This window comes from Bdellovibrio sp. CKG001, assembly GCF_055397465.1.
Window position 1 is genome coordinate 3,182,066 of sequence record NZ_AP029173.1, and the last position, 24,338, is coordinate 3,206,403.

The 24,338-nt window shown below is 49.3% G+C and carries 22 protein-coding genes; 11 read left to right on the top strand and 11 right to left on the bottom strand.

Annotated features, from left to right (window positions below; all coding sequences use genetic code 11):
• Positions 1-70 precede the first annotated feature (70 nt).
• Positions 71-835 carry a prolipoprotein diacylglyceryl transferase gene (locus ACZ50P_RS14965; protein WP_464132089.1) on the top strand — a complete coding sequence of 255 codons (765 nt, stop codon included), beginning with the start codon at positions 71-73 and terminating at the stop codon, positions 833-835.
• Here the strand turns inward: ACZ50P_RS14965 and ACZ50P_RS14970 are convergent.
• Complete coding sequence (locus ACZ50P_RS14970; protein WP_464118540.1) at positions 791-1,603, bottom strand: hypothetical protein; 813 nt, start codon at positions 1,601-1,603, stop codon at positions 791-793. The genes ACZ50P_RS14965 and ACZ50P_RS14970 overlap by 45 nt on opposite strands.
• A gap of 323 nt (positions 1,604-1,926) precedes the next feature.
• Here ACZ50P_RS14970 and ACZ50P_RS14975 point away from each other — a divergent pair, with 323 nt between their 5' ends.
• The 10 genes from ACZ50P_RS14975 (at position 1,927) to ACZ50P_RS15020 (ending at position 12,385) form a co-directional block, all read left to right on the top strand.
• Complete coding sequence (locus ACZ50P_RS14975; protein WP_464132091.1) at positions 1,927-2,661, top strand: hypothetical protein; 735 nt, start codon at positions 1,927-1,929, stop codon at positions 2,659-2,661.
• A gap of 46 nt (positions 2,662-2,707) precedes the next feature.
• Positions 2,708-2,929 carry a DNA gyrase inhibitor YacG gene (locus ACZ50P_RS14980; protein ID WP_464132093.1) on the top strand — a complete coding sequence of 74 codons (222 nt, stop codon included), beginning with the start codon at positions 2,708-2,710 and terminating at the stop codon, positions 2,927-2,929.
• Positions 2,930-3,090: 161 nt separating this feature from the next.
• Positions 3,091-3,363 (top strand): HU family DNA-binding protein, encoded by a 273-nt coding sequence (locus ACZ50P_RS14985; protein WP_464118543.1) that lies wholly within the window; start codon positions 3,091-3,093, stop codon positions 3,361-3,363.
• 92 nt (positions 3,364-3,455) lie between these two features.
• Complete coding sequence (gene pfkA, locus ACZ50P_RS14990) at positions 3,456-4,445, top strand: 6-phosphofructokinase (RefSeq protein ID WP_464118544.1); 990 nt, start codon at positions 3,456-3,458, stop codon at positions 4,443-4,445.
• Positions 4,446-4,531: 86 nt separating this feature from the next.
• Entirely contained in the window at positions 4,532-5,653 is a 1,122-nt protein-coding gene (locus ACZ50P_RS14995) for an ABC transporter substrate-binding protein (RefSeq protein ID WP_464118545.1), read from the top strand.
• 8 nt (positions 5,654-5,661) lie between these two features.
• On the top strand, positions 5,662-6,564 hold the full coding sequence (locus ACZ50P_RS15000) for a branched-chain amino acid ABC transporter permease (protein ID WP_464118546.1): 903 nt from the start codon (positions 5,662-5,664) through the stop codon (positions 6,562-6,564).
• Positions 6,564-7,535 carry a branched-chain amino acid ABC transporter permease gene (locus ACZ50P_RS15005; RefSeq protein WP_464118547.1) on the top strand — a complete coding sequence of 324 codons (972 nt, stop codon included), beginning with the start codon at positions 6,564-6,566 and terminating at the stop codon, positions 7,533-7,535. Before ACZ50P_RS15000 ends, ACZ50P_RS15005 begins: the two co-directional genes overlap by 1 nt.
• Positions 7,516-8,292 carry an ABC transporter ATP-binding protein gene (locus tag ACZ50P_RS15010; RefSeq protein ID WP_464132095.1) on the top strand — a complete coding sequence of 259 codons (777 nt, stop codon included), beginning with the start codon at positions 7,516-7,518 and terminating at the stop codon, positions 8,290-8,292. Before ACZ50P_RS15005 ends, ACZ50P_RS15010 begins: the two co-directional genes overlap by 20 nt.
• On the top strand, positions 8,289-9,002 hold the full coding sequence (locus ACZ50P_RS15015) for an ABC transporter ATP-binding protein (protein WP_464132097.1): 714 nt from the start codon (positions 8,289-8,291) through the stop codon (positions 9,000-9,002). The genes ACZ50P_RS15010 and ACZ50P_RS15015 overlap by 4 nt, the downstream gene beginning before the upstream one ends.
• Positions 9,003-9,220: 218 nt before the next feature.
• Positions 9,221-12,385 carry an RCC1 domain-containing protein gene (locus ACZ50P_RS15020; protein WP_464132099.1) on the top strand — a complete coding sequence of 1,055 codons (3,165 nt, stop codon included), beginning with the start codon at positions 9,221-9,223 and terminating at the stop codon, positions 12,383-12,385.
• Here ACZ50P_RS15020 and ACZ50P_RS15025 read toward each other — a convergent pair.
• The 10 genes from ACZ50P_RS15025 to fliJ form a co-directional block, all read right to left on the bottom strand.
• Positions 12,377-13,618 (bottom strand): hypothetical protein, encoded by a 1,242-nt coding sequence (locus tag ACZ50P_RS15025; RefSeq protein ID WP_464132100.1) that lies wholly within the window; start codon positions 13,616-13,618, stop codon positions 12,377-12,379. The genes ACZ50P_RS15020 and ACZ50P_RS15025 overlap by 9 nt on opposite strands.
• Positions 13,605-15,764 carry a FecR domain-containing protein gene (locus ACZ50P_RS15030; protein ID WP_464132102.1) on the bottom strand — a complete coding sequence of 720 codons (2,160 nt, stop codon included), beginning with the start codon at positions 15,762-15,764 and terminating at the stop codon, positions 13,605-13,607. Before ACZ50P_RS15030 ends, ACZ50P_RS15025 begins: the two co-directional genes overlap by 14 nt.
• A 117-nt stretch (positions 15,765-15,881) precedes the next feature.
• Positions 15,882-17,294 (bottom strand): sensor histidine kinase, encoded by a 1,413-nt coding sequence (locus ACZ50P_RS15035; protein WP_464132104.1) that lies wholly within the window; start codon positions 17,292-17,294, stop codon positions 15,882-15,884.
• Positions 17,275-17,949 carry a response regulator gene (locus ACZ50P_RS15040; protein WP_262552925.1) on the bottom strand — a complete coding sequence of 225 codons (675 nt, stop codon included), beginning with the start codon at positions 17,947-17,949 and terminating at the stop codon, positions 17,275-17,277. Before ACZ50P_RS15040 ends, ACZ50P_RS15035 begins: the two co-directional genes overlap by 20 nt.
• 262 nt (positions 17,950-18,211) lie before the next feature.
• Positions 18,212-19,495: a flagellar hook protein FlgE gene (locus ACZ50P_RS15045; RefSeq protein ID WP_464118552.1), complete on the bottom strand. Its 1,284-nt coding sequence runs from the start codon at positions 19,493-19,495 to the stop codon at positions 18,212-18,214.
• A 208-nt stretch (positions 19,496-19,703) separates the two neighbouring features.
• Complete coding sequence (locus tag ACZ50P_RS15050) at positions 19,704-20,135, bottom strand: TIGR02530 family flagellar biosynthesis protein (RefSeq protein ID WP_464132105.1); 432 nt, start codon at positions 20,133-20,135, stop codon at positions 19,704-19,706.
• A complete protein-coding gene (locus ACZ50P_RS15055) occupies positions 20,135-21,139 on the bottom strand; it encodes a flagellar hook assembly protein FlgD (RefSeq protein ID WP_464132107.1) in 1,005 nt (334 codons plus the stop codon). Before ACZ50P_RS15055 ends, ACZ50P_RS15050 begins: the two co-directional genes overlap by 1 nt.
• A 67-nt stretch (positions 21,140-21,206) precedes the next feature.
• The gene (locus ACZ50P_RS15060) at positions 21,207-23,027 is read right to left on the bottom strand and encodes a flagellar hook-length control protein FliK (RefSeq protein WP_464132109.1); all 1,821 of its coding nucleotides are present in this window, start codon (positions 23,025-23,027) and stop codon (positions 21,207-21,209) included.
• A 33-nt stretch (positions 23,028-23,060) separates the two neighbouring features.
• Entirely contained in the window at positions 23,061-23,873 is an 813-nt protein-coding gene (locus tag ACZ50P_RS15065) for a MotE family protein (RefSeq protein WP_464132111.1), read from the bottom strand.
• A 3-nt stretch (positions 23,874-23,876) separates the two neighbouring features.
• Entirely contained in the window at positions 23,877-24,326 is a 450-nt protein-coding gene (fliJ, locus tag ACZ50P_RS15070) for a flagellar export protein FliJ (RefSeq protein ID WP_464118557.1), read from the bottom strand.
• Positions 24,327-24,338 lie beyond the last annotated feature (12 nt).

Genomic DNA, 24,338 nt, shown 5'->3' on the forward strand with positions numbered 1-24,338 from the left:
ACTAGAATCGTCTTGAATATTTCCTGTAATGAAAGAAAATTAAGTCTATCGTCGGTATAGCGGAGGAAGCTTGTTTCCCACCATCTCAATTTCACCCAGTCTATCAATACCGACCTATTATCTCATTCTGAGCCTGACCGTTTGTCTTGGCCTTCTCTGGGTTGCCCGTCGTGCCGACCAGCGCGAACTTTCCCGCAAAGTGTCTCTGGACTTAAGTCTCATCATCATGATCAGTGGTTTTATTGGCGGACGACTGTTTCACGTCTTCTATGAAAGTTATCCCTACTATCAAGAAGACTATCTGCGCATTCTCTATTTTTGGAATGGCGGCTTCGTCTTTTATGGCGGGGCCCTTCTGGCCACTGTGTGCAGTATTTTCTATCTGATCTTTATTGCCCGGGTTCCCTTTGAAGATTATCTGGATTTGTTTGCACCCGTGATGTCTTTATCTTACATGCTGGGCCGGATAGCCTGTCTTTTTGCGGGCTGCTGCTATGGTAAAACATGCGAACTTCCCTGGGCGATAGCAGGCCGCCACCCCACTCAAGCCTATACTTCTTTATGGGAACTGGGGGTCTTGTGTGTTCTGCTCGGAACTGAAGCCATCGCACGACCCGTTCGTCCGCGGTGGCTGCAAAATCCTGGCAGCATCTTTTATCTGTGGATGGTTTTGCACGGACTGGGCCGATTGATGATGGAGTCCTTCCGCGATGACTTCCGTGGTCCTTCGCTGGGACTTTCGATTTCAGGATGGATCAGCGTTCTGATCGTAGTTTTAGGACTGTTTTTGTTAGTGCGGAGACCAGCAGGCCGGGGGACGACAAGTTCCACCTAGCTGACATTTCGCCCCCGCCACATAAGTATCCAGCCGACACTGAATTGACGGATAGACATTGCGCAAAAGTTCTTTCGCCGTCGGAGCCGGAGTTAACAAAGAAACCGCATCGGTTTTTTGCGAATCATACTTTTGAAAGAATTGAGTCATTGCCAAACCAACCTGAGCTGTGCGGGCACAAAGTAAATTGCCCTCACAGACGGACTTGGCTTCCTCACTGACATTCTGGGCCAGCTCAGGATGAGCACTTAAGAACTCAGGTAAACACGTTCTACCCGTGAAGAAATCACTTTGCCCTTCGGAAGAAGACCACTCGGCCCCAGCAAAGGTCTGACGAGGTTCTTCACCCATCGTGTGACCGATCTCATGACAGAGAATGCCCGCCAGGATTTCCATTGAAGCCCCCGGGGCCCGCGCCAATCCGCCCCACAAGATCACCTGCAAATAAGTCCCCTTGTCCATGGAACCACCCGCAAAATACGGATTGACCCAATCATAGGAAATAACCAAAGGTTTTCCGGTTTGCTGATAGACACGCATCATGTACTTACTCTGAAACTCTGCAAGGAGCTGACGATACTGTTCTTCCGTCACATCAGAGACATTGGCACTGCCCGGTGGAAGATAGAAGTATCCCGCATCCTGAGCATACGAGATACTGGAGGATCTGGCTTTCAGGGGCTTTTGTGTTTGCACCATCACAACCAAGCCCACCAACAGGATCACAGCCAAAATATAGGGTAAGTACTTCTTTGTCTTTTTGCTCATAGCGGCCGGTAATCTATCACAAGTTCAGTTTTTCTGTAACCCCATAGCTAATGATTGCAATTCGATTCCGGGATTTGTCACTCACACATGCGCAGGGAGCTGTCTTGATTTGAGACACTCTCGCAAGCCTACGCTTTTTTGAGGGAATTGGCTGTCACTGCCTTCTCTCAGAACAAAGTGACGCAATTTGGCCGTGCTCGGTAAAGCTTAAACACAGCTGCCATGATCATTACGGGTTTATTTGCATCCGGCCGCGTGGATGCGATGGCACGACTCCTGTATTGCACTAGTAGTGAAGAGAAGTCTTGAGAGAGAGGTTTATTATGAAAAAGCTTTTAGCTTCGATGATCGCGATCTCCACAGCGCTGTTTGTAGCGGCGTGTGGAAAAAATGGTGGCGGCTCCAACAACGGAAATGTTCCGACGTGTGCTACCGGCACAGTATGGAATGGCAGCGCCTGCGTGGTGCCTAACGGCGGCCCAGGCGGCGGCAATGTAGTCACGACCACGGTGGGTTTTGCTGATGGCAGCACCTCCTTCCAAATGGGCGGACGCCAACTGAACGGCAACTTAAGAATTACTAACAGAAGCGCTTATGAGGCCTTCCTAAGAGATGCCTTCTTCATCTGCGATCGCAACATCTGGGGCTGGGAAGCTGGCCTTGCCAAGTGCGCCAACTGGACTACCGGTTACTTGTTCCTAAGCTTCACTATCGGGCCATCTATGGTACCGGCGGTCACTTTGACCGCATACCCTGCACCTAACTGGTACAACTATGCTTTGAGCTTCGGCATCAGTGCCGGTGGTGCGGCGTACAACCCGCTTTACCTGAACAATCAGAATACTTTCAACTTGATCCCGGACAAAGACGGTAACCACAGCCAGGCATTTGAAATCCGCGCTCAAGGAGCTTTCGGAACTCCGGCTGGCAGATACCTGATCCAGATCCAAGCACACAAGGGAACACTTGCAAATACCAGCATCAAGTATGATCTGGGCTACAAGTACGGAAACCAAAACGTAGTCTTCGCAACAGGCACCCTGCAGCGTTACCAATAAACTCTGCGTCTTGCTTCAACAGCAGGACATGGAATAAATTTCGACTATGACCGAATCTCAATCTCGACAGGTCAAATGCCCGCAGTGCGGGCGTTTGGCTTTGTACTCAACCGAAAATCCCTTCCGTCCTTTCTGCTCTGAAAGATGCAGACTGATTGATCTTGGTGAATGGGCCAGTGAATCCTACAGAATTCCCGTCAAGGACTCTTCAAGTGATGCTTTAACTTCCCTTGATGATGATGACTATCCAGGCGAAGACAAACACTAGAAGCCGCGCGGAGAGCCGCAGTCAGAGACCTTTTCATATTTTGCTATTGACGAATTTGCCTTTTTGTCTTTTCATGAGGCTGTCATTGGATGACGAAGAGTTATCATCAAGATTTTATTATCAACATCGGATACACAAACGTATCCAAAAGAGGAGTTCAAATGAACAAAGCTCAACTTATCGAAAAAATCGCAGCTGAAACAAAAGTTTCTAAAGCTCAAGCTGAAGCAATCCTTGATTGCGCAGTAGAAAACATCAAAAAATCCGTTAAAAAAGGTGACGATGTTAAGCTTGTTGGCTTCGGTACATTCACTAAAGCTAAACGTAAAGCTCGCACTGGTCGCAACCCACAAACTGGTAAAGCGATCAAAATCCCTGCTGCATGGGCTCCGAAGTTCCGCGCAGGTGCTGAATTCAAAGCTATGGTTAAGTAATTAACCAGAACTTTCGATTTCCTGGTAAAGGCGTCCCACAAGGACGCCTTTTTTATTTTGTCTATATCCTAAAGCTCCGGTAGCCTCTTTGCATGGCTCAATTTCAAAAGCAAATTCAAAAAATCGGTGTGTACACAAGCGGTGGCGATGCCCCAGGCATGAATGCTGCGATTCGCGCGGTTGTTCGTGTTGGAATCTCTCAAAAACTTGAAGTTTACGGCATTCACAACGGCTACGTTGGAATGATGGAAAACAAAATCGAACCATTGCAACTTCGTGATATGGCCAACATCATTCAGCGCGGTGGAACCATCCTGAAGACAGGACGCTCCCCTGAGTTCATGCGCCCCGAAGGCCGCTCCCGTGCCGCAGCCAACATCAAAGCACTCGGAATAGACGCCTTAGTATGTATTGGTGGCGATGGTTCATTCCGTGGTGCCCACTCCCTTTGGGAAGAACATCAAATCCCCGTTGTCGGCGTCCCAGGAACTATCGACAATGACATTTTCGGCAGTGACAAAACCATCGGCTTTGACACCGCCGTCAACACGGCACTAGAAGCCATTGACCGCATTCGCGATACGGCCGCTTCGCACGATCGTCTGTTTATTGTTGAGGTCATGGGCAGAAACTCAGGCTTCATCGCATCTCACGTAGGACTTGCAGGCGGTGCTGAAGAAATCTTCACACCCGATGCCAACACCACCGTGGAAAAAGCCATTGATCGCATCATGGATGCCAAAGCGCGTGGCAAAACCAGCAGCATCATCATCACGGCCGAGGGACAAAAGCCAGGACGCGCGTACGATCTAGCCGATGCCATTCGCAAAAAATCCGGCATGGACGCGAAAGTCTGCATCCTTGGACACCAACAGCGCGGGGGATCCCCGACAGCTGCGGATCGCATTCTTGCAAGCCGCATGGGTGCTGCCGCTGTGGACGCTCTTTTCAAAGGCTACTGTGACGTGATGATCGGAACTGAAGGCGAAAGACTTATTCAGGTGCCTTTGGATCTTGTCGCGAAGAACGAAAAAAAGAATCAATTGGATTTGATTTCTTTGGCCAGCGTTTTAGCGACTTAAAACTTCCTCACGTTTTATCTTGACCTCTGCTGTAGATGCTTGAATTCTATAGGATATTCCGTTCAAGCAACCACAGCGAGGTCCTCATGAAAAATCTTTTCCTAGCATTGCTTTTGACTCTTCCGCTTCTGAGCGGATGTACCAAAAAAGAAAATGAAATTGTTATTGGTGAATATGACTCCCTGACTGGAAGTGATGCCACTTTCGGTCTAAGCACCAACAAAGGCGTTCGTCTGGCTTTGGATGAAATCAACGCCGCGGGTGGAGTCAAAGGTAAAAAGATCAGCCTGGTCACTTTGGACGATCAGGGAAAAAATGAAGAGGCCGCTTCTGCCACCACTCGCTTGATCACACAAAACAATGTTGTCGCCATTCTTGGCGGAGTCGCCAGCGGTCGCTCCAAAGCGGCGGCTCCGATTGCGCAATCACACGGTGTCCCGTTTGTTTCCCCGGCTTCGACAAATCCGGATGTCACAAAGGTGGGCGACTACGTCTTCCGCGTTTGCTTCATCGATCCGTTCCAAGGACTGGTGATGGCAAAGTTTGCCAGCGAAAACCTGAAGGTAAAAAAAGCCGCCATTTTGCGTGATGTGAAAAACGACTACAGTGTGGGCCTGGCTGATGTGTTTTCTGCCGAATTTAAAAAACGCGGCGGCGAAATTGTTTCGGACCTGAGCTATCAGGCAGGTGACATCGATTTCAAAGCCCAATTGACTCAGATCCGCTCGAAGAACCCTGATGCCATTTACATCCCAGGCTACTACACCGAGGTCGGACTGATTGCCCAGCAGGCACGTCAACTGGGTTTGAAAGTTCCCCTAATGGGTGGAGACGGCTGGGACTCTGACAAGCTGTACGAGATCGGCAAAGAGGCGATCAACGGCAACTACTACTCCAACCACTACACCACTGAATCCACAGATCCTGCTGTGACGGAGTTCATTAAAAAATTCAAGGCGAAATACAACGAAACTCCGGACGCATTGGCCGCTTTGGGTTATGATGCGGCAAAAATTCTGGTGGCCGCGATTGAACGTGCTCCCGACTTGTCAGGAAAAGCCATTCGTGATGAACTGGCAAAGACTAAGGATTTCCCTGGCGTGACCGGGAAGATCACTTTAAATGAAAACCGTGACGCTGTTAAAAGCGCCGTGGTGATTCAGGTGGATGGCAACAATCGCAAATTCATCACCACCATCAACCCGTAAGGATTGACATGCAAGATTTCGTACAGCATCTGATCAATGGAGTGAGCCTGGGTTCTATTTATGCTTTGATCGCTCTGGGTTACACGATGGTGTACGGAATCTTAAAAATGATCAACTTCGCCCACTCAGATGTTTACATGGTGGGCGCCTTTGCCGCTTACTACTTCGCACGCTGGATCGGAATTGAAAATGATCCGGGTCTGAGCACTCTTTTGACCCTGATTGTTGTTTCCATGATCTGCTGCAGTCTGCTGGGATTGGTCATTGAGCGCCTGGCTTATCGCCCTTTACGCAACTCTCCCAAATTGAATGTGCTTATCACCGCCATCGGTGTCAGTTTGTTCCTGGAATATTCCGGACAGGTTGTTTTCGGTGCCGATCCCAAAGTCTTTCCCGAAGTGATGAAAGATTTTGTGATCTTCACCATCGGAAATGTCGAAGTTCGCTCTTTCGATGTCACGGTTCTTGGCGTGGGCATTGCCGCCATGCTGGCTTTGCAGTTTCTTTTGTTTAAAACCAAAATCGGACGAGCCATGCGGGCCGTCAGTGCCAACCCCATGGTTGCCAGTCTGATGGGCGTGAATCCGGATCGTATTATTGCCTTCACCTTTGTAGTTGGCTCATCCCTGGCTGGCATCGGCAGTGTACTGGTGGGAATGAAGTACCCGAAAATTGATCCTTTGATGGGCATGATGATCGGACTTAAAGCCTTCGTTGCTGCCGTTCTGGGTGGCATCGGAAACGTTGGTGGCGCAGTGATCGGCGCCATGATCATGGGACTTTCTGAAGAAATGGTTGTGGCCTATCTTTCCAGTACCTACCGCGACGCCTTGGCCTTTGGGATTTTGATTGTCATTCTGATCTTCAAGCCTGCAGGTCTTCTGGGCAAATACTCTGTGGAGAAGGTGTGATGAAAGCACTTAAGAATCCCGCCTTAGCTCTGTTGGGTTTGTGTCTTCTGGGTCTTGCGCTGAATTTTGGCGTGAATGCTTATGTTCAATTGATTCTTCTTTTTGCGGGCGTGAACTGCCTGATGTCGATGAGCCTGAATCTGGTCAACGGATATACCGGCCAGTTTTCTTTGGGTCATGCGGGTTTTATGGCTATTGGGGCCTACTTTTCGGCCTACGCCTCCACCCGCTGGAGTTTTGCTCCATCATCCCTGCTCATAGTTCAATATTTTGTCTTCACTTTAGGGGCCGGCCTTGTCGCCGCAGCGGCGGGATTCCTGGTGGGACTGCCCTCCCTGCGACTGAAGGGCGACTATCTGGCAATCGTGACTTTGGGTTTTGGTGAAATCATCCGCGTCGCCCTGCTGAACATGGACTTTTTAGGAGGCCCCCGCGGTCTTTCAGGAATTCCGGGGTTTGGGTCGTTTCTTTGGTCCTTCTCATTTGCCTCTTTGTGGATTGTGATCTGCTTCTTCACCATCTGGCGCATCATGAGATCCAGTCATGGCCGTGGCTTCCTTAGCGTGCGTGAAGATGAAATCGCCGCGGAAGCCATGGGTATCAACACCACTCGAATGAAGGTGAAAGCTTTTGTCCTTTCAAGCTTCTTTGCTGGTGTGGCGGGGGCCCTGTTTGCGCACTTCACTAACTTTATCAATCCCTCATCCTTTACCTTCCTGCAAAGTGTAAATGCCGTCATCATGGTGGTTCTGGGAGGCATGGGTTCCATGACCGGATCTATTGTGGCCGCGATCATTATCACAATTCTGCCCGAAGCACTGCGCCCCTTGCAGGAACTGACCGGCGTGGATCTGCGCATGGTGATTTATTCCTTGTCTTTGATCTTGATGATGATTCTGCGACCCAAAGGTCTTTTCGGCGACATGGAACTTGGCGATGTTTGGAGAAAATATGTCAGACGTTCTGCTTGAAGCCCGCAAGATCACCATGCGTTTCGGCGGCCTCAAAGCCGTTGATTCTTTGGAGTTCCAAATTAAAAAAGGTCAATTGGCCGGCCTGATCGGCCCCAATGGCGCCGGAAAAACCACCGTATTTAATATGCTCACCGGCGTCTATCAACCCACTTCAGGCGAAGTTCTTCTGGAAGACCAAAGTCTGCAAGGTCTGGCGCCTTACGAAATTTCCCATCGTGGTGTGACCCGTACATTTCAGAACATTCGTCTTTTCAAAAATCTGACCGTCCTGGACAACGTTTTAATAGCTGGACACCAGCACGTGAAATACGGACTTTTTGATACGCTCTTTCAGACTGAAAACTTTCGGACTGACGAAAGTCGTTTGCAGGACAAAGCCATTGATCTTCTTAAGATCTTTCACTTGGAAGACAAAGCTCACAAACCCGCCAGCTCACTACCATATGGAGAGCAGCGTAAACTTGAGATCGTCCGGGCCCTGGCGACGGATCCAAAAATTATCCTACTGGATGAACCCGCGGCCGGAATGAACCATTCCGAAACCCATCATCTGATGGAAACCATCGCCAAAATCCGCGAAGAGTTCAAACTGACCGTTCTTCTGATCGAACATGACATGAAGTTAGTGATGGGCATCTGTGAAAACATCATCGTATTGGATCATGGTGTGAAGATCGAAGAAGGGACCCCAGCCAAAGTGCAAAGCTCTGCCAAAGTGATTGAAGCTTATCTGGGCGTGGAGGAAAAAGAATGAGTTCCCCGCTTTTAAAAGTCGAAAACCTGGATGTCTTCTACGGCTCGATTCATGCCTTAAAAGGCGTCAGTTTCGAAGTCAACAAAGGTGAAGTCGTTTCTTTAATCGGCGCCAATGGCGCGGGTAAAACCACCACCTTGCGTGCGATTTCCGGGATTGTTCCCTGCTCTGGAAAACTGCAGTTCAAAGATCAGGACCTTACAGCCGTTGCCACGTTCCGTCGAGTGGGGTTGGGCATTGCTCAGTCTCCAGAAGGTCGCGGCGTTTTCCCACAGATGAGCGTCTTGGAAAATCTTGAAATGGGTGCTTATTCCCGCAAGGACAAGGCCGAAATTAAAAAAGACCTGGACATGTGCCTGGAACTTTTCCCCCGTATAAAAGAACGACTGACCCAAATGGCAGGAACCATGTCCGGGGGCGAGCAACAGATGCTGGCCATTTCACGGGCGCTGATGGCGAAACCACAATTACTTTTGTTGGATGAGCCGTCTTTGGGACTGGCCCCCTTGATCGTGGCACAGATTTTTGACATCGTAAAAAAATTGAATCAGGAAGGCATGACCATTCTGCTGGTCGAACAAAATGCACGCATGGCTCTGAAGATCTCTCACCGAGCCTATGTTCTTGAATGTGGTCGCATGGTGATGCAGGACTCAGCACAGAATCTGCTAAACAACGACGTGGTTCGAAAGAGCTATTTGGGCGTCTAAATTCGAGCTACTTACTGATTTACTGTCTTTTTACTGGACCAGTGTCTGTAAATGTTCCTCAGCTTCGCGCACGGGAACTCGAAGCGTGTCTCATTGCGGGATTCTAGCTGACTAAGCCTTTATAATTGCTCCCAAAATCCGAAAAGACGAGCATGATCAGGATCGTTCTCGCACTCTGCACAGTTTGGCTCCTTAGTTCTTGCACCACCAAGAATGACATGTCGTTGATCTTCTCAAGCGAAAACACACCCACACTGACCCTCAAGTTCAACGAGGGCAAAGACTACACCAATCAAACTTCTGTCCCATTGCAGATCACGACCTCCAGAGAAACCACAGAAATGACTTTCTCTAACAGTTCCGTCTGTTCAGACATCTGGGAGCCTTACAGTTCCTCCCGCACGGTCACGCTTCCGAACGTCGAAGGTCAACACTTTGTCTCTGTAAAGATTCGCACCAAAGACGGTTTTAGCAGTCATTGTGTCACCAGCAAAGTGGTTCTGGATAAGTCCGGTCCGACAGTCAGCGACAGCATGAGTTTGTCCAACACCCGTTCCTTGACAACCCAATCCCCACGCCTGCTGCCGCCAGTGACAACCGACGCTTATTCCGGCGTGGCCAAGTATGAAATCAAACTGATGAAGACAGCCGGCACAACTGTTGTTAAAGACTGGGAAGTAAAAGACAAAGACGCCCTTTACTTTGATGGCTTGACCTTGCCGGATGCTGAAACAGACACCTATTACTACCTGATTCGCGCCACAGATAACGTCGGTAACGTCAGCTTGGAAAAGCAGTCCCCGAACTTCGTAGTGGGACCGATTGTGACCTTTACGGGCCTCAACTCTTATGATCAGTCCAATGCCATGGGTGAGATCTCGGTTCAACTTTCGCGAGCAAGTCCCAGCAGCACGACCGTCGCGTTGAAGGCTGTTTCGGGCTCTGCTATTGCGGGTCTGGACTTTCTTTACCCGGATGTGATTCCGACTGAAGTCACAATTCCTGCCGGTGAGACAACTGCGAAAACCTACTTTTCGATCATGACGTCCATCCTTCCTGGACCGACAAAAAACTTTAACATGCAAATTGCGTCGACCATCAATGCGGTTGCTGCAGATCCATCCACCTTAAATGTCGAATTGATCAATAGCAAAATCTCCACCACAGCCCAAGTGGCTTCCGGCTACCGCGCTGTTCGCGGAGCCCGAGGACACATGTGTGGCCTGCGCACCGACAACAAACTCGACTGCTGGGGCTCCACAGGATACGCCAACGGATCTCTGTTCCTGGAACTCACCGCCAAAGAGATCGTTGGGGCCTCTAACATTCGAGACATCGCCGAAGGTTATGGCGATCATACTTGTTATATTGATAATTCCAATAAACTTTACTGTTTTGGGCTTAACGGGTATCGCCAGCTCGGCAACAACTCAACGACTTCATCTACAACTCCAATTCAAGTCACGGGCACGTCATTCAAGCGCGTGGCCGTTGGTGTGAACTTTACCTGTGGCATTGATTCCTCGGACCAAGTTATATGTTGGGGTGGCAATAACGATAGCACTGCAGGGCAACCCTCATCGACCTATGTCAATACACCTACACTGTATCCTTCTATCACCAAGGCACTGGATATAGCTGCTGGCTATCGAATCGCCTGCGCTATCGATGAAGTCACCGGTGTACGATCGGTGAAATGCTGGGGAAGAACTCAAAGCACCTCCAGCGAAGTTCCTGTAACCGTCACAGGATTGCCTGCAGATATCTCGTCTATTTCCGTCAATGGCAGTATCGCTGCCGATGTTCGACACGGCTGTGGGCTGTCAGAACAGGGCTTGGTTTACTGCTGGGGCAGTAACTTCCGGTCCCGCCGGGGGCTTTCAAGTGGGGCCGTGACATGGACCTCCGCCAATCCTGTGAGTTTGCCGGTGAAAGCCGTCAAGGTCCAGGCTGGTACGGACACAACGTGCGCCTTGGGCGAAGATCAGAATCTTTACTGTTGGGGTTCTGGCCTGCCGGCCGCTCAAAGTATTTACCAATATCAAGAAAGCTATGTGCCAGTAAAAATAAATATCTCTGGTGACTTGGTCACAGATTTTCAGCTGACGGAGTTCATCAGCTGTGTCGTCACCACCACTACAAACATTAAGTGCTGGGGTGTTAATAAACGCGGCGAAATGGGTAATGGGCAGATGGCTGACACCTCCAATTCAGTGGCTTTAAATGTCGCAGGGTCATTTGATAAATACACACAAGTTGTCGCAGGGTTGTTTTCCACTTGCGCTTTGAAAGAGAATAAGACAGTCACCTGCTGGGGCAGCAACGACTCGGGGCAACTGGGCAACAACTCTGAAAGCACCTATTCACGCCCTCAATACACCTTGCCGATCTCGAATATCAAAAAATTGGCAGGTCACTCGTCCCACTTCTGTGCGCTCACCACAGGAGGCGGGGTTTATTGTTGGGGCTCTAACAGCAGCGGTCAGATTGGTAACAATCTGAATACGACGTCTACAGATAAAGTCTTAGCCCCTTATCTCATTCCCCCAACCTACTCAAATGGTGTGACGGGACTTGCGGCTGGGGTCAAAGATATCGCCGTCGGCGCCAATCACACGTGTGCAATCACAGGTACAGGGGGACTGACTTGCTGGGGTAACAACAGTCTCGGTGAAAGCGGTCACGCCGGTGGCTCGCTGAGTTACCCACAGCCTATTGCCAGTTTGTCTTCTGGAGTCGAAAGTGTCTCTTTAGGCATCAACAACTCTTGTGCCGTGAAAAATACCGGATCCACAAAGCAGGTCTACTGTTGGGGTAAAAACATGAACAATATGCTTGCCGAAAAGATTCCCGCCAATGATAGCACGTCAACGCCACAGCTGATCGATACTATCACAACCACCAAAGAAGTGACGGTCTTTGTAGGATATGAGGGCGCCTGCTATATACACGATGGCACAACGAAGTGCTGGGGCTATCGGAATGTTTTTAAAGCTATGCCGGTGGACGTTCCGTTTGGAACTAATGTCAGCACTCCAACAGCCGTACCAGAACTCAGTGGGGCGACCTCTTTGGCGCTGAATTCCTTTACCGGATGCGCCCTCTTCACCACGGGTAAAGTGAAGTGCTGGGGAGCCGATTACAGTGGCATTGTAAAGACGACTCTTGATCCATCAGCTTGGATTGGCACTCCGGAAGAGCCGCCGGCAACTAAATATGCCAAGATGACATCGCTGACTCTTGGTAGGACCTGGTTTGTATCCACACCCATACATGCCTGTGCTGTGACTTCGTTAGGAGATCTGAAGTGCTGGGGCTCCAGTGCTTACGGCGAAGGCCATGATCGCTACTTCCACCAGCAGCCAGCCTACGTCCTAAAATAACCAGCCGTAGCGAACTTCAAGATGGGTTTCGAAAATAGTGACATTCGAGTTGTCTTTGTCATCGGAGCCCGTGTGCTTTCCTTGGAAGAACGTTCCGTAGGTATAAACCCCTACAGAGCGTTCATATCCCAGCGGTCGTGCAACACCCAGGGAACCGGATACCCCCAGCCCACTGTATGTATGGTCTATGCCCATGTATAACGGATGCATCCTTAAAGAAACATCGGTGTACCATTTATTATCATGCGAAAACAGTTCCGCATAACCACCCGCCGTGGCGCTGATGTGCTGACCCACGCCAATACCAGCTTCCGACGCACTTTTTACAAATGAATAAGGTCGTCTTTCAAAATCACCACCCACCAGATAGCCATACTGCACTTTGAACAGTGGATTGCGATATGTCCAGTGACGTTTGGTCATAGCCAGATCTCCTTTGATATTGAAGATGCGCTCTGTCCCCGAGGTCCCCAGTAGGTTATTAAATGAAAAACTGCTGGTATATCCATTCACGCGGATGGATCTGTCTACCTTCCAGTTCCACCGTCGCTCAAACGAAAAGGTGTCGAAGGTAAAAGACTGTTGATCCAAAGTTGTTATAATCGGACTGGTATCCTGCTTTTGTGCAGCCCCCATCAAACCCACTCCGGCCCACATTAGGTTCCGTGAACAGAAGTCCTTACCAACCTTATCCAAGATCGGCTTGGCCGTAACTTTCATCTCCCGACTGATGTCTTTGATCTGAATCAGATACCGGAAGCGGTCGGTACCAAAAAGCTCCAATGGCACCGCGATCATCTGCGCGTTCAGGGGGACGTTCAGGGAAATCAGGAACTTTCCCGACTCACCCTTCAAAGGCAAATTCACCAAAGGTAAAATCACCGGAGCCAGTGGTTTTTTATCCTTATCGTAAAGAAGAATACGGCGGCTCCAAAAACGGATGTCCAGATCTTCCCGAAGTTCTCCAGATATCTTTAATTGCATGACTTCCTGATTGGGCATCTTGATAGCTTCAAACTGATCCCACACCGCCTTGGGCTCCCGCAGAATATTGCGGCAGTCGGTCTGGAAAGGATGAATGTGCTTTTGCAAGGACGAAAATGGAATGACCTCCACCGCGGCTTTGTTCATCATGATTTGCTCGGCCTTAACAGCCTTCTTTGTCTGTTGAGCCAGAGCAAATTCACCAAATAACACCAGAAGTGACGTGACAAGACACTTACTTAGAGACACCAAAGTAGAACACTCCTGTTTCGCTCCAAGCTGAAGCCCGGTATTGATTTCTTCCTCGCACCCGGAAGTACCACTGTCCATTTCTTATTGGTTTCTTCAGAACATATTCCTGCGCTTCCACTTTGATATGGGTCGCGTTGGTGAATTCCGGATTCTGGGCCATCTCCAAGGCATACCATTCATTTTCCGGGGATTCTGTCCAAGAGAACTTGATCGACACAGGAACCCCACGCGGAATCAAAAAGACCTCATTCTTCTTTGGTGTGATCAAATTCGGCGTGATCAAAGGCACTGGCTTTCCGTAGGAAACAGCCAGGATCGGAGTCGGCACCGGGAAATACTTGCTGTTATCACCCACCGGCCAAACCCGGAAATAGTACCAGCCCTCGTCTGTGACACTGTGGAAGAACTCGACATTTTCTGTCTCGAGCATCTGGGAGTTGGCCAGTTTCGGATCCCGGCTCAGCTCGACCCGGTACTTGCTGGCCGCCTCACGATGAGTCCACACCAAGTGAAACTGAGGTGTGCTGTCAGGCTTCTCAAAGAGTGGTGGCAGTACTTCTTTCTTTTCAATGGAGGGTCCGCGCAAAACACCTTTGACCTGATAAATATCCGAAGGTGGAGAATACTCCCCTTCCGGAGACCGCGCCACAACCCGCATATAACCTGGAACAGTTTCATTGTGCTTTAACGTATAAGGGGACTTGTCCACCACCAAATTCTTTAGCACTCTGGTGAACTTGGGGCCTTCACCAATCTGGACGAGATAATCCAAAGCATAGGGCACCGTCGTCCACGACAGACCCATTTCCACCATCCCCGCATCATTGACCTTTTCATCCGTCTTGGAAAGAATCGGAGCCGTTAAAGGAGGACGCACAAAAATCTTTTTTTCATCTGACCAGTCTGAATAGAGATTGCTTCCGTAAGCCTTGCGTACACGAACACGATATTCACCCGGGGAATCAATAAAGCTCCTCAGCGGAGGCTGGCCTTCGTATTCATCAAACAACTCTTCAAAGCCTTTGTTCTTTCCAACTTGCAGATGGAACTTTTCCCCCGCCTTGGCTTCTTCCACGGGAACCATCATCTGCCATTTGCCGCGCTCTTTGAAATTTAAGACCGGATCCCCGATCTTGTTGCCTTTCAGGCTCTCCAGGCGGAAGCTGCGGGTTTCTGAGAACTGCGGCACCCCCTGATCCTCCACAACCAGGCGCCAGAAGTATTCGCCGGATCCCATATCCTTTGGCAGAACCGCCTCTTTGGTGCCGGTAACATCCAAGCGCTGAGGTTCAGTCAGGAAGTCGGCAGTTCTGCTGTATTCCAGAACAACTTTTTTATCCGGGATTTCCTTCCATCGGAAAAACTCCAGATGCTGCCCGTAGATCACCTTCTTCGCAGCCGGTTCCAGCAGAACAATTTTCTCTTGTTCCACATCCTTTATTTCAATTTTCGGCTTTGCCGAAGTCACAGCTGTGCTACCGCCGCCGTCGGATTCTGTGCCCGGTGCCCCCGCGCTCCCTGTACTCCCGGTGCCAGGTGCCACCGCGGCCCCGTCGGGTTTCGCTGGTTCGACGGATTTCAACTCAACGCTTTGTCCCGTTGTTAAGTCCTTGCGCAGTCCATCCCCTTCCAACGTCACTTTCCCCGAGGACAGCGACAACGTGACGTCACCAGAGGTGTCTTTCTTTGCAAAGATCCCAAACGCAGAGTCAGACTTTAAAGTCACTTCTGCAGAGCCCACGCGCAGATTCATTGGCTTGCCAACACCGCGCCCCTCGACCTGAATCTGACCTTGTTCCAAATTTAAAGTCAGACTGCCACTGGAAGGATTCTCGGTAATGCGCAACAACGTCTTTTCCGGAACCAGGACAATATCCTTGTTACGCATCTCAATCTTGGCCTCGGAGGAACTTCCGGTAAAGATTTCTGATCCATCAAAAAGTTTTTGGGATTGGGTCGCATCGGCCCAGAAGAAGCTCGAAGGATGTTTATAGCGCAGTTCATTTTTGACCTGACGCACTTCTGCTAAGGTTGGCCCCAGATTTTCAGTATCCAGCTCGGCCTTGAACAGAAACTGCTTTGCCAGAAAAAAGGACAAGACGGTAATAACAAGAAGGCATCCAATGAGAATCTGTTTTTTCATAGAAGTTCTTCTATTATGTCCGACTTGAAATGGACGGGCCAGATATTTTCCGGTTCCTAGACACTACTGGAACTCTGACCTTGGTCGAAGCTCCAGCAACATTCATAGTGCAGGCCCTTAAGACATTTTCTGAAGAAGAACTTCGAACTCTGTTCCTTTGCCATCCTTTACGGGACTGCGCACGGAAACTTTTCCATCGTGAGCTTCGACCACGGCTTTCACAAATGTCAGCCCCAGGCCCATGCCATACTCAGAGCGACTCTTGTCGCTGCGGTATAATTTCTGCCAAATCATGCCGTGTTCATCCGCAGAAATACCGGGCCCGGTATCTGTCACACGAATAATCACGTTTTCGGTTTGATTGATGGTCTCAATGGTAACCTGACCTCCAGAAGGAGTGTATTTATGAGCATTATCCAGCAAATTGGCGATCACACGGCTGATGAGTTTTGCATCAACCATGGCCCAGTCGTGATTGTCGAGTTTCTGGATCACCTTAATGTCCTTTTCCTCAAAGGCCATTTCGTACAAACTCATAATTTCTTTGACCAGATCGCTGATGAATTTCTTTTCCAGCTTCAGGCGTTTGCTGCGATTTTCCGCCTCGGTGATGTCTGTCAGAACCTGCAAGAAATTCAGAATTTTATCCGAGTTCTCGTAACAGCTCTGCAAAGCCTCGCGGTAGGACTCAACATCCCCTTCACTGGTCAAAGCCAATTCCGCACGCCCCCGAAGCCGGGTCACCGGAGTCCGAATATCGTGGGCCAAATGATCAAAGGCTTCTTTGAGGCCACTGACCAGGCCTTCGATCTTGTCGAGCATCTTGTTGAAAAGAACTTTGAGCTCTTCCAACTCATCATCGCTCCCCCCGATCGGAACCCGCGTCGAAAGAGATCCGCTTTCAATTTTCTTCATGGAAGTGATCAACTCACGCACCGGACTGAGAGTTCTATTTGAAAGGAACAAGCCCCCAAGAAAGCCGATCAATGCCACCGGGCCCAAAAGCCACCAAAAGATCTTTTGTAGATTATGCAGCTGCTGGCTTAAGGCTTCGCGGCTTTTCCCGACGATAAGACGGCTTCCATCTTTTAAAGTCGTGCCCACCACAAAGACGGCATCACCCCCATGTAGAGCCTGCATAACAAATTCGAAGTTTTGCCCCCGATGGGTATCGAGTTCCTTTTTTAAGGCGACTTCATCCAACTTGAAGCTGGGAAATGGTTCATGAAAGAAGCTGACCTGGCCTTTGGGTGCAAAGACGGTCACCAACAAAGCGGCATCCCTGTCATAATTGGGAATATAAAGAAAGTAATCGTTAAATTCGCTCAGCCCCCGCACCTCAATGCGGTTTCGATACTCTTCCAACTTTGACGTTAAAAGATCTCTTTCCTGGTCTTGCAGTCCATGGCTGATTTGAAAATAGAGAAAACTGAAAATAACGGTGGAACTCAGAATCAGAACCAGTGAGTACGCAAGTGTCAACTTGGTGCTGATTCGAAATAGCGTCGGCTTAAGACGACTTGAGAACATATCCTACACCTCTAACCGTATAGATAAGGCGTGTAGGGAAATCTTTTTCCAGCTTGTTTCTGAGTCTGCATACAAGTACGTCTACCACGTTGGTTTGGGGATCAAAATCATAGTTCCAGACTTCCTTCAGGATCGTCTGCTTACCAATGATTTTATTAGGATTGCTCATGAACAGGTCAAGAAGAACAAATTCTCTTTCCTGAAGGTCGAGTTTACGACCCGCGCGAACCACATCACGATTCAGACGGTTCAACTTCAGATCCTGGAACACCAACTGAGTCACTTCAGAAGCTTTTTGGGATCTTTTCAAAAGATTCTTCACGCGGATCTGTAGTTCAGCCATTGCAAATGGCTTGGTCAGATAGTCATCACCACCCATGCTCAAACCTTTGAGGCGGTCATCCAGCTCGCGCAATGCACTCAGGATCAGAATTGGAGTGTTCACTTCTTTTTCACGCAACGACTTTGCGAAAGTGTAACCGTCCATTTCCGGAAGCATAAGGTCCAATACAATGATATCGTAATGATTCGTCAGTGCACGTTCGTAAGCACGGCGACCGTTGGACTCAACTTCGACTTCGCCTTCCAGCTCGCCCAAGCCCTGCTTTACGATCGTTGCAATTTCGTTATCGTCTTCGACTACTAAGCATCTCATCTCGAGTCACCTTTGTTTCGGGTTCCTAATGTAATATCTGTAAGCCAATTTATAGCAGATTTGTTTCTAAACAAAAGGATGAATATTCATATTGTAGCCTGAAAAGCTCATTATTACAGAGATTTAATCGCTCCCCATCAAAGGATTGCCGAGATGAAACAAATCCACCCTTGAAACTTGCTTGCAATGCCAAAAAAAACAGGCTCCTGGTCAGGGAGCCTGTGACATGGTCTTTTTATGGTTTAGGGCAGATTATCTAGAATTAACGCTTAAGCTGGATAACCTCGTTCAATAGTTCGTCTGTCGTCGTGATTGTCTTCGCATTGGCTTGGAAACCACGTTGATTTTGGATCATGTTTACGAACTCTGTCGCCAAATCAACAGTGGATCTTTCCAAGGATTTTGCGAACAGCTTACCACGACCAGCAGCGCCCGGGCCGCCCAAAGACGCTGTGCCGGAATCTCTGGATTCTTTCAAACGGTTGTTACCCACTTTGAACAGAGCTTCCGGATTTTCGAACTTCGCCAGAGCGATCTGAGCAAGGTCAGAAGCCTGACCGTTGGAGTAAACCGCTGTCAGGATACCGTCGTCATTGAATGACAAACCAGTGATCGTACCAGCCGCCGCACCATCCTGGTGCCAAGAGATCAGATCAGAGTTTTTACCGTACTGTTTAGTACCGTCCAAACCTTTACCACCCTCTTTAATCGCATCACCGAAGTTCAACTTCACTTGTTGGTCCTGCAAAGCACCACCTTTGAAGTTGAAGTTTGTGGAAGTTGTTTCCTGAGACTCCAACTTACCGTCAACAGTGAACGTCAACTTACCTGCAGCAACTTCCGACATTTTTCCGTCTTCGCCGCCAGTGACTTCTTTACCATCAACCAAACCTTTGAATTCCCATTCACGGTCATTCACTTTGTTGAAGAAGAAGCTGACAAGATGTTTGTTACCTTGAGAATCGTACATCTCAACACCCGTAGAGTAATGAGAAGTGGAGTAAGGATCGTTGATATCGAACTTCTTCGTTGGCTCCATACGGGAATCCAGGTTCAGATCCAACTTCAACTCTTTAGTCGCTTTGGCAGGGATCAAGGCACGAGGGAACTTGATATCAGTCATTTTATTAACGATATTGCCCTTTTCGTCTGTTGCGAAACCTTGAACTTTCTGATTGTCGTTAGTCACCAGGTAACCTTCGCGGTCAAAGTGGAAGGAACCGTCACGAGTGTAAGACTCACCATCAGAACCTTTAACTTTGAAATAACCGTCACCGGAAATCGCCAAGTCAGTCACTTTTTCTGTCGCGTCGATATTACCCTGAGTCAGGATTGGATTTACGGCACCGATCTTCACACCACGGCCGATTTGGTTACCACCAAGGATACCTTTAAGATTTTTAGAGATGATGTCCTGGAACTCTGCACGGCTGGCTTTAAAACCTGTCGTGTTGGCATTGGCGATATTGTCCCCGATAACACCCAAAGCCTCGCCTTGAGCAGTCATACCGGAAACACCCGTGTACAATGAAGAAAGAATACCCATGTGACCTCCATGTCGTTGGCAGTTCTAGTCGAGAACCACCGTTTTGGAGGGCCTCCTCTACGAGGACCAGCCCTAATATTAAATTGTGCAATCATTGCTTATCTGCCTCTTCCGGACAGCTTCACAATTTATCCGCCGTAGCTCATTCATGAGCGAAGGAGGATTCCACGCTTTATCCGTCTCTTCAGGACAGCTTCAGCGCTTGCGTTTAAAGCACCACTGTTGAGTCGATGTTCGTGAACACATTTTCTTTCAATGCATTCTTGTCCATCACTGTCACAACCGTGTTGTTTTTAACGCTGACGATCAGTGCCGAGTCATTCATCAGAATCAATGAATCCTTGGAGCCTTTCGCCGCCGCTTTCGAAACCGCCTCTGAGAGTCTTGAGATGTCCTCCGGTGAATAGTTAATTCCCCGTGTTCTCATCCGCTCAATCGCGTGATTCGAAAACTTCACTCCTTCAACAGCTTTTGCAAGCCCTGGAGGTTGCATCTGTCCCAGATTCTGAGGCTTGACGCCGCCGACCTGATTCAGTGTCTCCTGGAAGGAGGGTCCCCCAGCCAGATCCGGTTGTTTCACCTTCCCTGGTTGCTGCGGGATGAGTTGATCAAGAGTTTGTATCTTCTTTAAATCGACCATTACTTCGCTGTCTCCTTAGCGATCTTTTCCATCATGTCGCGGGACAAACCCACAGTGTTCATGATGTTAGATTTTGCTACAGGAGCAGGAGTCATGGAAGAGTTTTGTAACTCTGCATTCCCCTCTTTTACAGTTTGTCCTTTAGCATCATCTTTCTTCAAGTCTAGGTTTGTTACATCATTTACTTTCTGGTCAGTGGTCATAAGACGTGGGTCCGTAATCTTCTTCACGTCAGAGAAACGAATCGCCTGATTCCCCACGTGCAGAACAGGGCCCTCAGAGGAATAACTCACACCTGTGATCATTCCGTCGAAGTCTGTCTTAATTCCCATCTTTTTGCCATCTGCTGTCTTTGCTTCCGCCATGAATTGGTATTCACCGGGAAGGGACTTCATGCCTCTTTCATCCTCACCATTCCATGTCAGTTTGTTCGCACCTTGCTTCAGGCCTTTCAAGTTGTACGTGCGCACAACAGTGCCTTCTGCATCGCGAACCTTCACTGTCACTTCACTGGCTTCCATTGGCAGATTGAATTTAAAGTCATGCTCTTTATCATTCACACCGCGCACCACTTTGGAAGAATCCCCGGCAACGGCTTTGCCGATCAGATTCAATGCCTGGAAATTTTCAGAAGGCTTTTGGCCATTCTTCATTTCATCAAGTGTACGATTCATGTTCTGCATCTGCTCAAGTGACGAGAAGTTTGCAAGCTGTGCCGCCATCTCGTGACTCTTCAACGGATTCGTAGGATCTTGATTTTTCATCTGCGCCATCATCAGGCGGAAGAAAGCATCCTTATCCAGGTTTGGATTTCCAGTGGTACGAACTTTTTTCGCAGGATCCTGCCAGTTGGCATCGACAATCTTATTCAGAACCTCGCCGACATTTTCGCCGCCAAGCTTATCCTTATCGTGGGCACTGATATTAGAAGTGCCAGCGTTCTCGGGTTTCACCTGAGTCGCTCCGAATGCATTCACTCCTAATTTCGGATTCACCATTGTCATTTATGCTCCTTTACTGCTGCTTCAGCTTCCGCCCCTGCCGGGGCTTCAGCTTTGCCGGCTGTCGCCGCTATGCCACTAGATTAAGACCACTGCCTTTGCCTTCAACTTTACGAGCTGGCGCCGTGGAGCGCGTCTCGATCGGCTGAAGTGGATCCCGACGTCCGCCGTAACCTTTCAACGAAGGCATATCGGTCAAAGATTCACGTCGTCCCTGTGAACCGAAGTTTTCATTAAACTGGTTCCAGAATTGACGGGCTTGATCTCTTTGCTGATTGCCGTTCATGTTCGTCTGGTTTTGCGTCGCCGTATCTGCGGAAGTCGAGTTCACAACGTCCACCTTTACATTCTCCATGGACAATTTGTGAGCAGCAAGACTGGTTTTCAGTTCAGCTAGACTAGACTCGATGGTCTTTTTAGCCTCCTGAGTATCTGCTGACATCTGCAGGTTCACTTTGCCATCCTGGAGCATCACTTTAAGGTGAATGGTTCCCATGCCCTCGGGGGTCATCTGAACCTTCATTTCACCGCCACCGCGCTTGATCAGGTACTGCGCCTGATTCATCAGCTGCTTCACCGCTGCTTCGTTTTCAGCGGGATTGGCCTGCCCTTGCGGAGCCATGCCGGCAACCGGAGCCGCACTTGTCGGCACACTTAAAGTTTCGCCCTTGATCGGAGCGCCATGAATGCCTTCAAGTCCCTGCAGACTTTGTTTGAAGTCCGCTGACTTGATGTTCATTTTGTCAACGACCGCCTCTTTCTCAGAGCCTGTTCCCTGCTGCATGAAATTGTTGGATTGTTGCATCATTGAACCTTGTGATTCATTGCGCATCAGATCCTGCATTTTCGCCTGCACTTGCAAAGGATTCAGAGCCTGAGAAGTCGGCACTTTCGGAGCCTCCGGTGCTTTCAGCGCCTGGGTGAACTCCGCCATCAACTCAGCCCCCTCTTCGGAAGCGGCCATGCCCTCAGCGACGCCGGCTCCTTGAGCTGCCTGAGCCTCAGCGGCCTTCTTCGCCGCCAATGCCGCCAGCAACGCCGGAGACATTACTTCCTGCATCTGACCTTGCAGATGTGGAGGAAGCTCCGGAAGTTTTGCCATCGGCGCCTGAGTCGGCATTTCCGGCAAAGCCATATCTTCCGCCAAAGGAAGTTCCGTTGGCGTTTCAAAAGAAGCTTCATCCAGATCCATATTCTGCATCATGCCCGCATCAAGATGGGACATTGCTGCCGACTGAGGCTCTGGGGACTTCCAGAATTTTTGATTTAAACGATCCACCGTGGCACCCAGCATATCCTGCTTGGCTTGCGCCTGATCCACGCGCATCTGCATGCCCTGCTGGGTCACGCCAGTGCCTATCGTGAACTGCGGCGCCTTTGCCGGCGCAGGAGCCTGCTGCAATTGCACCAACAGGGAAGCGTACATCGCCTGAGCTTTGTCAGCGTCTTCCTCTGGCAGTCCCAATTGCGCGATCACAGCTTCTGCCGTGTCTTCCGGGGATTGTACTAGTTGGGTGTCGTCCAGCTGGGCCATCGCCTCCACGAGTCGCGTGGGGGATATCTCGAATTCACTCTCGAAGGAGTCCATGAATTCTTTAATTTTTTGCTGTCGAACCGTTCCCTTCTTTTCTATCTTCCCATCGCTTTGGCTGACCTCGGGTTCTTTCCCCTTCTTCGCTTCGGTTTGTTCCGGCTTTTCGTTCTTTGCCTTCACTTCCCGTTGCGGAGATTCTTTCGCTTCCTTCGGGCTTTTCGAAGTTATTTTCTCTTCGAGAGCCTTTCCGAATGAAGAATCGGATCCGGAACCTTTGAAGTCTTTGTCCCCCGATTTACCGGGTGGTGACTTCATCTCGGTCGCACCCGCCATAGGGGGTACGATACTTTGTAACAAACCTTCCTCCTTCCGTGGAAAAAATCGTTGTTACTATTTCGCGCTCGCAGGAGCACGACGCTTATAGCCCGCAAACATCTCAGACAGGATCTGAGCTTTTTCAGGCTTCAACAAATTCATAATATCAGCAGCATTCTTCTTTTTCATACGGCCAAGTATCTCAATGGCCAAATCCTCGTCCATCGTCTCAAAGACTTTGGCCGCCTGTGGAGGCTTCATATTGGTGTACATCTGTACCAAAGTATCGACTTTCTCCGCATCGGCCTTCACACGCTCTTCCAGGATGGATGAAATACGGGCACGCATTTCTTCAAGGTCCTTCAATCGCTTTTCCAGCTCCACCTTTTGAGTTCCCAGTTCGGCTTCCATGCGGTTTAGCTCTTCCTCGCGCGCATCAAGCTCTTTTTTTCTTTCATTCAACTTTTGCAGATGATCAATTTCCACACTGCTTAAAGCCGCCGGAGCTTCCGTTTTTTCCAACTGAGGTCCCGCATCTCCAGGAGCCGGAGCGGATGGCTGTGCCGGTGCCTGAGCAATGGCTTCGCCTGTCATCTGAACTTCGACGCGTTTAACGATATTTTCGACTTCTTCGTAGTTCTGGAATCCCCAGATCGCCACCAGCAAACCCACAAAGGAAAACACGATCATCTTCCAGGGCACCGGAACTTTCTTGGATTTTTTTGGAGCCGACATTTTCATGCGGCGGCGGATCTGCTGTTCGACGTCTTCAGAAGCCAAATCCAGATGAAGTTTTGCAGACTGCGGTCTTTTTTGAAACTTTACACCTGATTTGTTGTCCGCCACCTGACGGGCATTCTTAAAGAACTGATCGTATCCGCTTTTCATCGACTATGATTCCTTCACAGCTTTGAACCTCAGAATGGACTGTTCATCCATTTCCTTCTGGTCATTAGAAAGACGCTCAGCCCGATATTCTTCGAACTTGTTCTCACGCATCTTCTCCATAATTTTATATTCCAGAGCGGCTTGTCGCAAAATTTCTCTCTTGGACTCGACCAATTTCTCGATTTCTTGTACTTTTTGCCTTTGACGCTGGATGCGGACTTCCTGACCTTTCAGGAATTCATGAATCTGACTTAGGGCTGGACCTTGAGCCCCACCCGCCTGCGACAGGCTTCCCGCCTGCTGATGGGCGTTTTGCACCTGCCCTAGCATGGCCTCCAGCCGCCCCTGTTCTTCATTGAGCTGGGTCACCACCTCTTGGAAGTCCTTTTGCGCCAGATTTTCCTTGATCTTGCGATGCTCCAGAACTTTCTGAAGGGGAAACTTAAACTTCATTGTAGAACCTCA

Excerpts from the sequence above, each read along its gene's own strand:
- ACZ50P_RS14970 (WP_464118540.1), bottom strand. The coding sequence starts at position 1,603 with ATGAGCAAAAAGACAAAGAAGTACTTACCCTATATTTTGGCTGTGATC.
- ACZ50P_RS14975 (WP_464132091.1), top strand. The coding sequence starts at position 1,927 with ATGAAAAAGCTTTTAGCTTCGATGATCGCGATCTCCACAGCGCTGTTT.
- ACZ50P_RS14980 (WP_464132093.1), top strand. The coding sequence starts at position 2,708 with ATGACCGAATCTCAATCTCGACAGGTCAAATGCCCGCAGTGCGGGCGT.
- ACZ50P_RS14985 (WP_464118543.1), top strand. The coding sequence starts at position 3,091 with ATGAACAAAGCTCAACTTATCGAAAAAATCGCAGCTGAAACAAAAGTT.
- pfkA (WP_464118544.1), top strand. The coding sequence starts at position 3,456 with ATGGCTCAATTTCAAAAGCAAATTCAAAAAATCGGTGTGTACACAAGC.
- ACZ50P_RS14995 (WP_464118545.1), top strand. The coding sequence starts at position 4,532 with ATGAAAAATCTTTTCCTAGCATTGCTTTTGACTCTTCCGCTTCTGAGC.
- ACZ50P_RS15000 (WP_464118546.1), top strand. The coding sequence starts at position 5,662 with ATGCAAGATTTCGTACAGCATCTGATCAATGGAGTGAGCCTGGGTTCT.
- ACZ50P_RS15005 (WP_464118547.1), top strand. The coding sequence starts at position 6,564 with ATGAAAGCACTTAAGAATCCCGCCTTAGCTCTGTTGGGTTTGTGTCTT.
- ACZ50P_RS15010 (WP_464132095.1), top strand. The coding sequence starts at position 7,516 with ATGTCAGACGTTCTGCTTGAAGCCCGCAAGATCACCATGCGTTTCGGC.
- ACZ50P_RS15015 (WP_464132097.1), top strand. The coding sequence starts at position 8,289 with ATGAGTTCCCCGCTTTTAAAAGTCGAAAACCTGGATGTCTTCTACGGC.
- ACZ50P_RS15020 (WP_464132099.1), top strand. The coding sequence starts at position 9,221 with ATGTCGTTGATCTTCTCAAGCGAAAACACACCCACACTGACCCTCAAG.
- ACZ50P_RS15030 (WP_464132102.1), bottom strand. The coding sequence starts at position 15,764 with ATGAAAAAACAGATTCTCATTGGATGCCTTCTTGTTATTACCGTCTTG.
- ACZ50P_RS15035 (WP_464132104.1), bottom strand. The coding sequence starts at position 17,294 with ATGTTCTCAAGTCGTCTTAAGCCGACGCTATTTCGAATCAGCACCAAG.
- ACZ50P_RS15040 (WP_262552925.1), bottom strand. The coding sequence starts at position 17,949 with ATGAGATGCTTAGTAGTCGAAGACGATAACGAAATTGCAACGATCGTA.
- ACZ50P_RS15045 (WP_464118552.1), bottom strand. The coding sequence starts at position 19,495 with ATGGGTATTCTTTCTTCATTGTACACGGGTGTTTCCGGTATGACTGCT.
- ACZ50P_RS15050 (WP_464132105.1), bottom strand. The coding sequence starts at position 20,135 with ATGGTCGATTTAAAGAAGATACAAACTCTTGATCAACTCATCCCGCAG.
- ACZ50P_RS15055 (WP_464132107.1), bottom strand. The coding sequence starts at position 21,139 with ATGACAATGGTGAATCCGAAATTAGGAGTGAATGCATTCGGAGCGACT.
- ACZ50P_RS15065 (WP_464132111.1), bottom strand. The coding sequence starts at position 23,873 with ATGAAAAGCGGATACGATCAGTTCTTTAAGAATGCCCGTCAGGTGGCG.
- fliJ (WP_464118557.1), bottom strand. The coding sequence starts at position 24,326 with ATGAAGTTTAAGTTTCCCCTTCAGAAAGTTCTGGAGCATCGCAAGATC.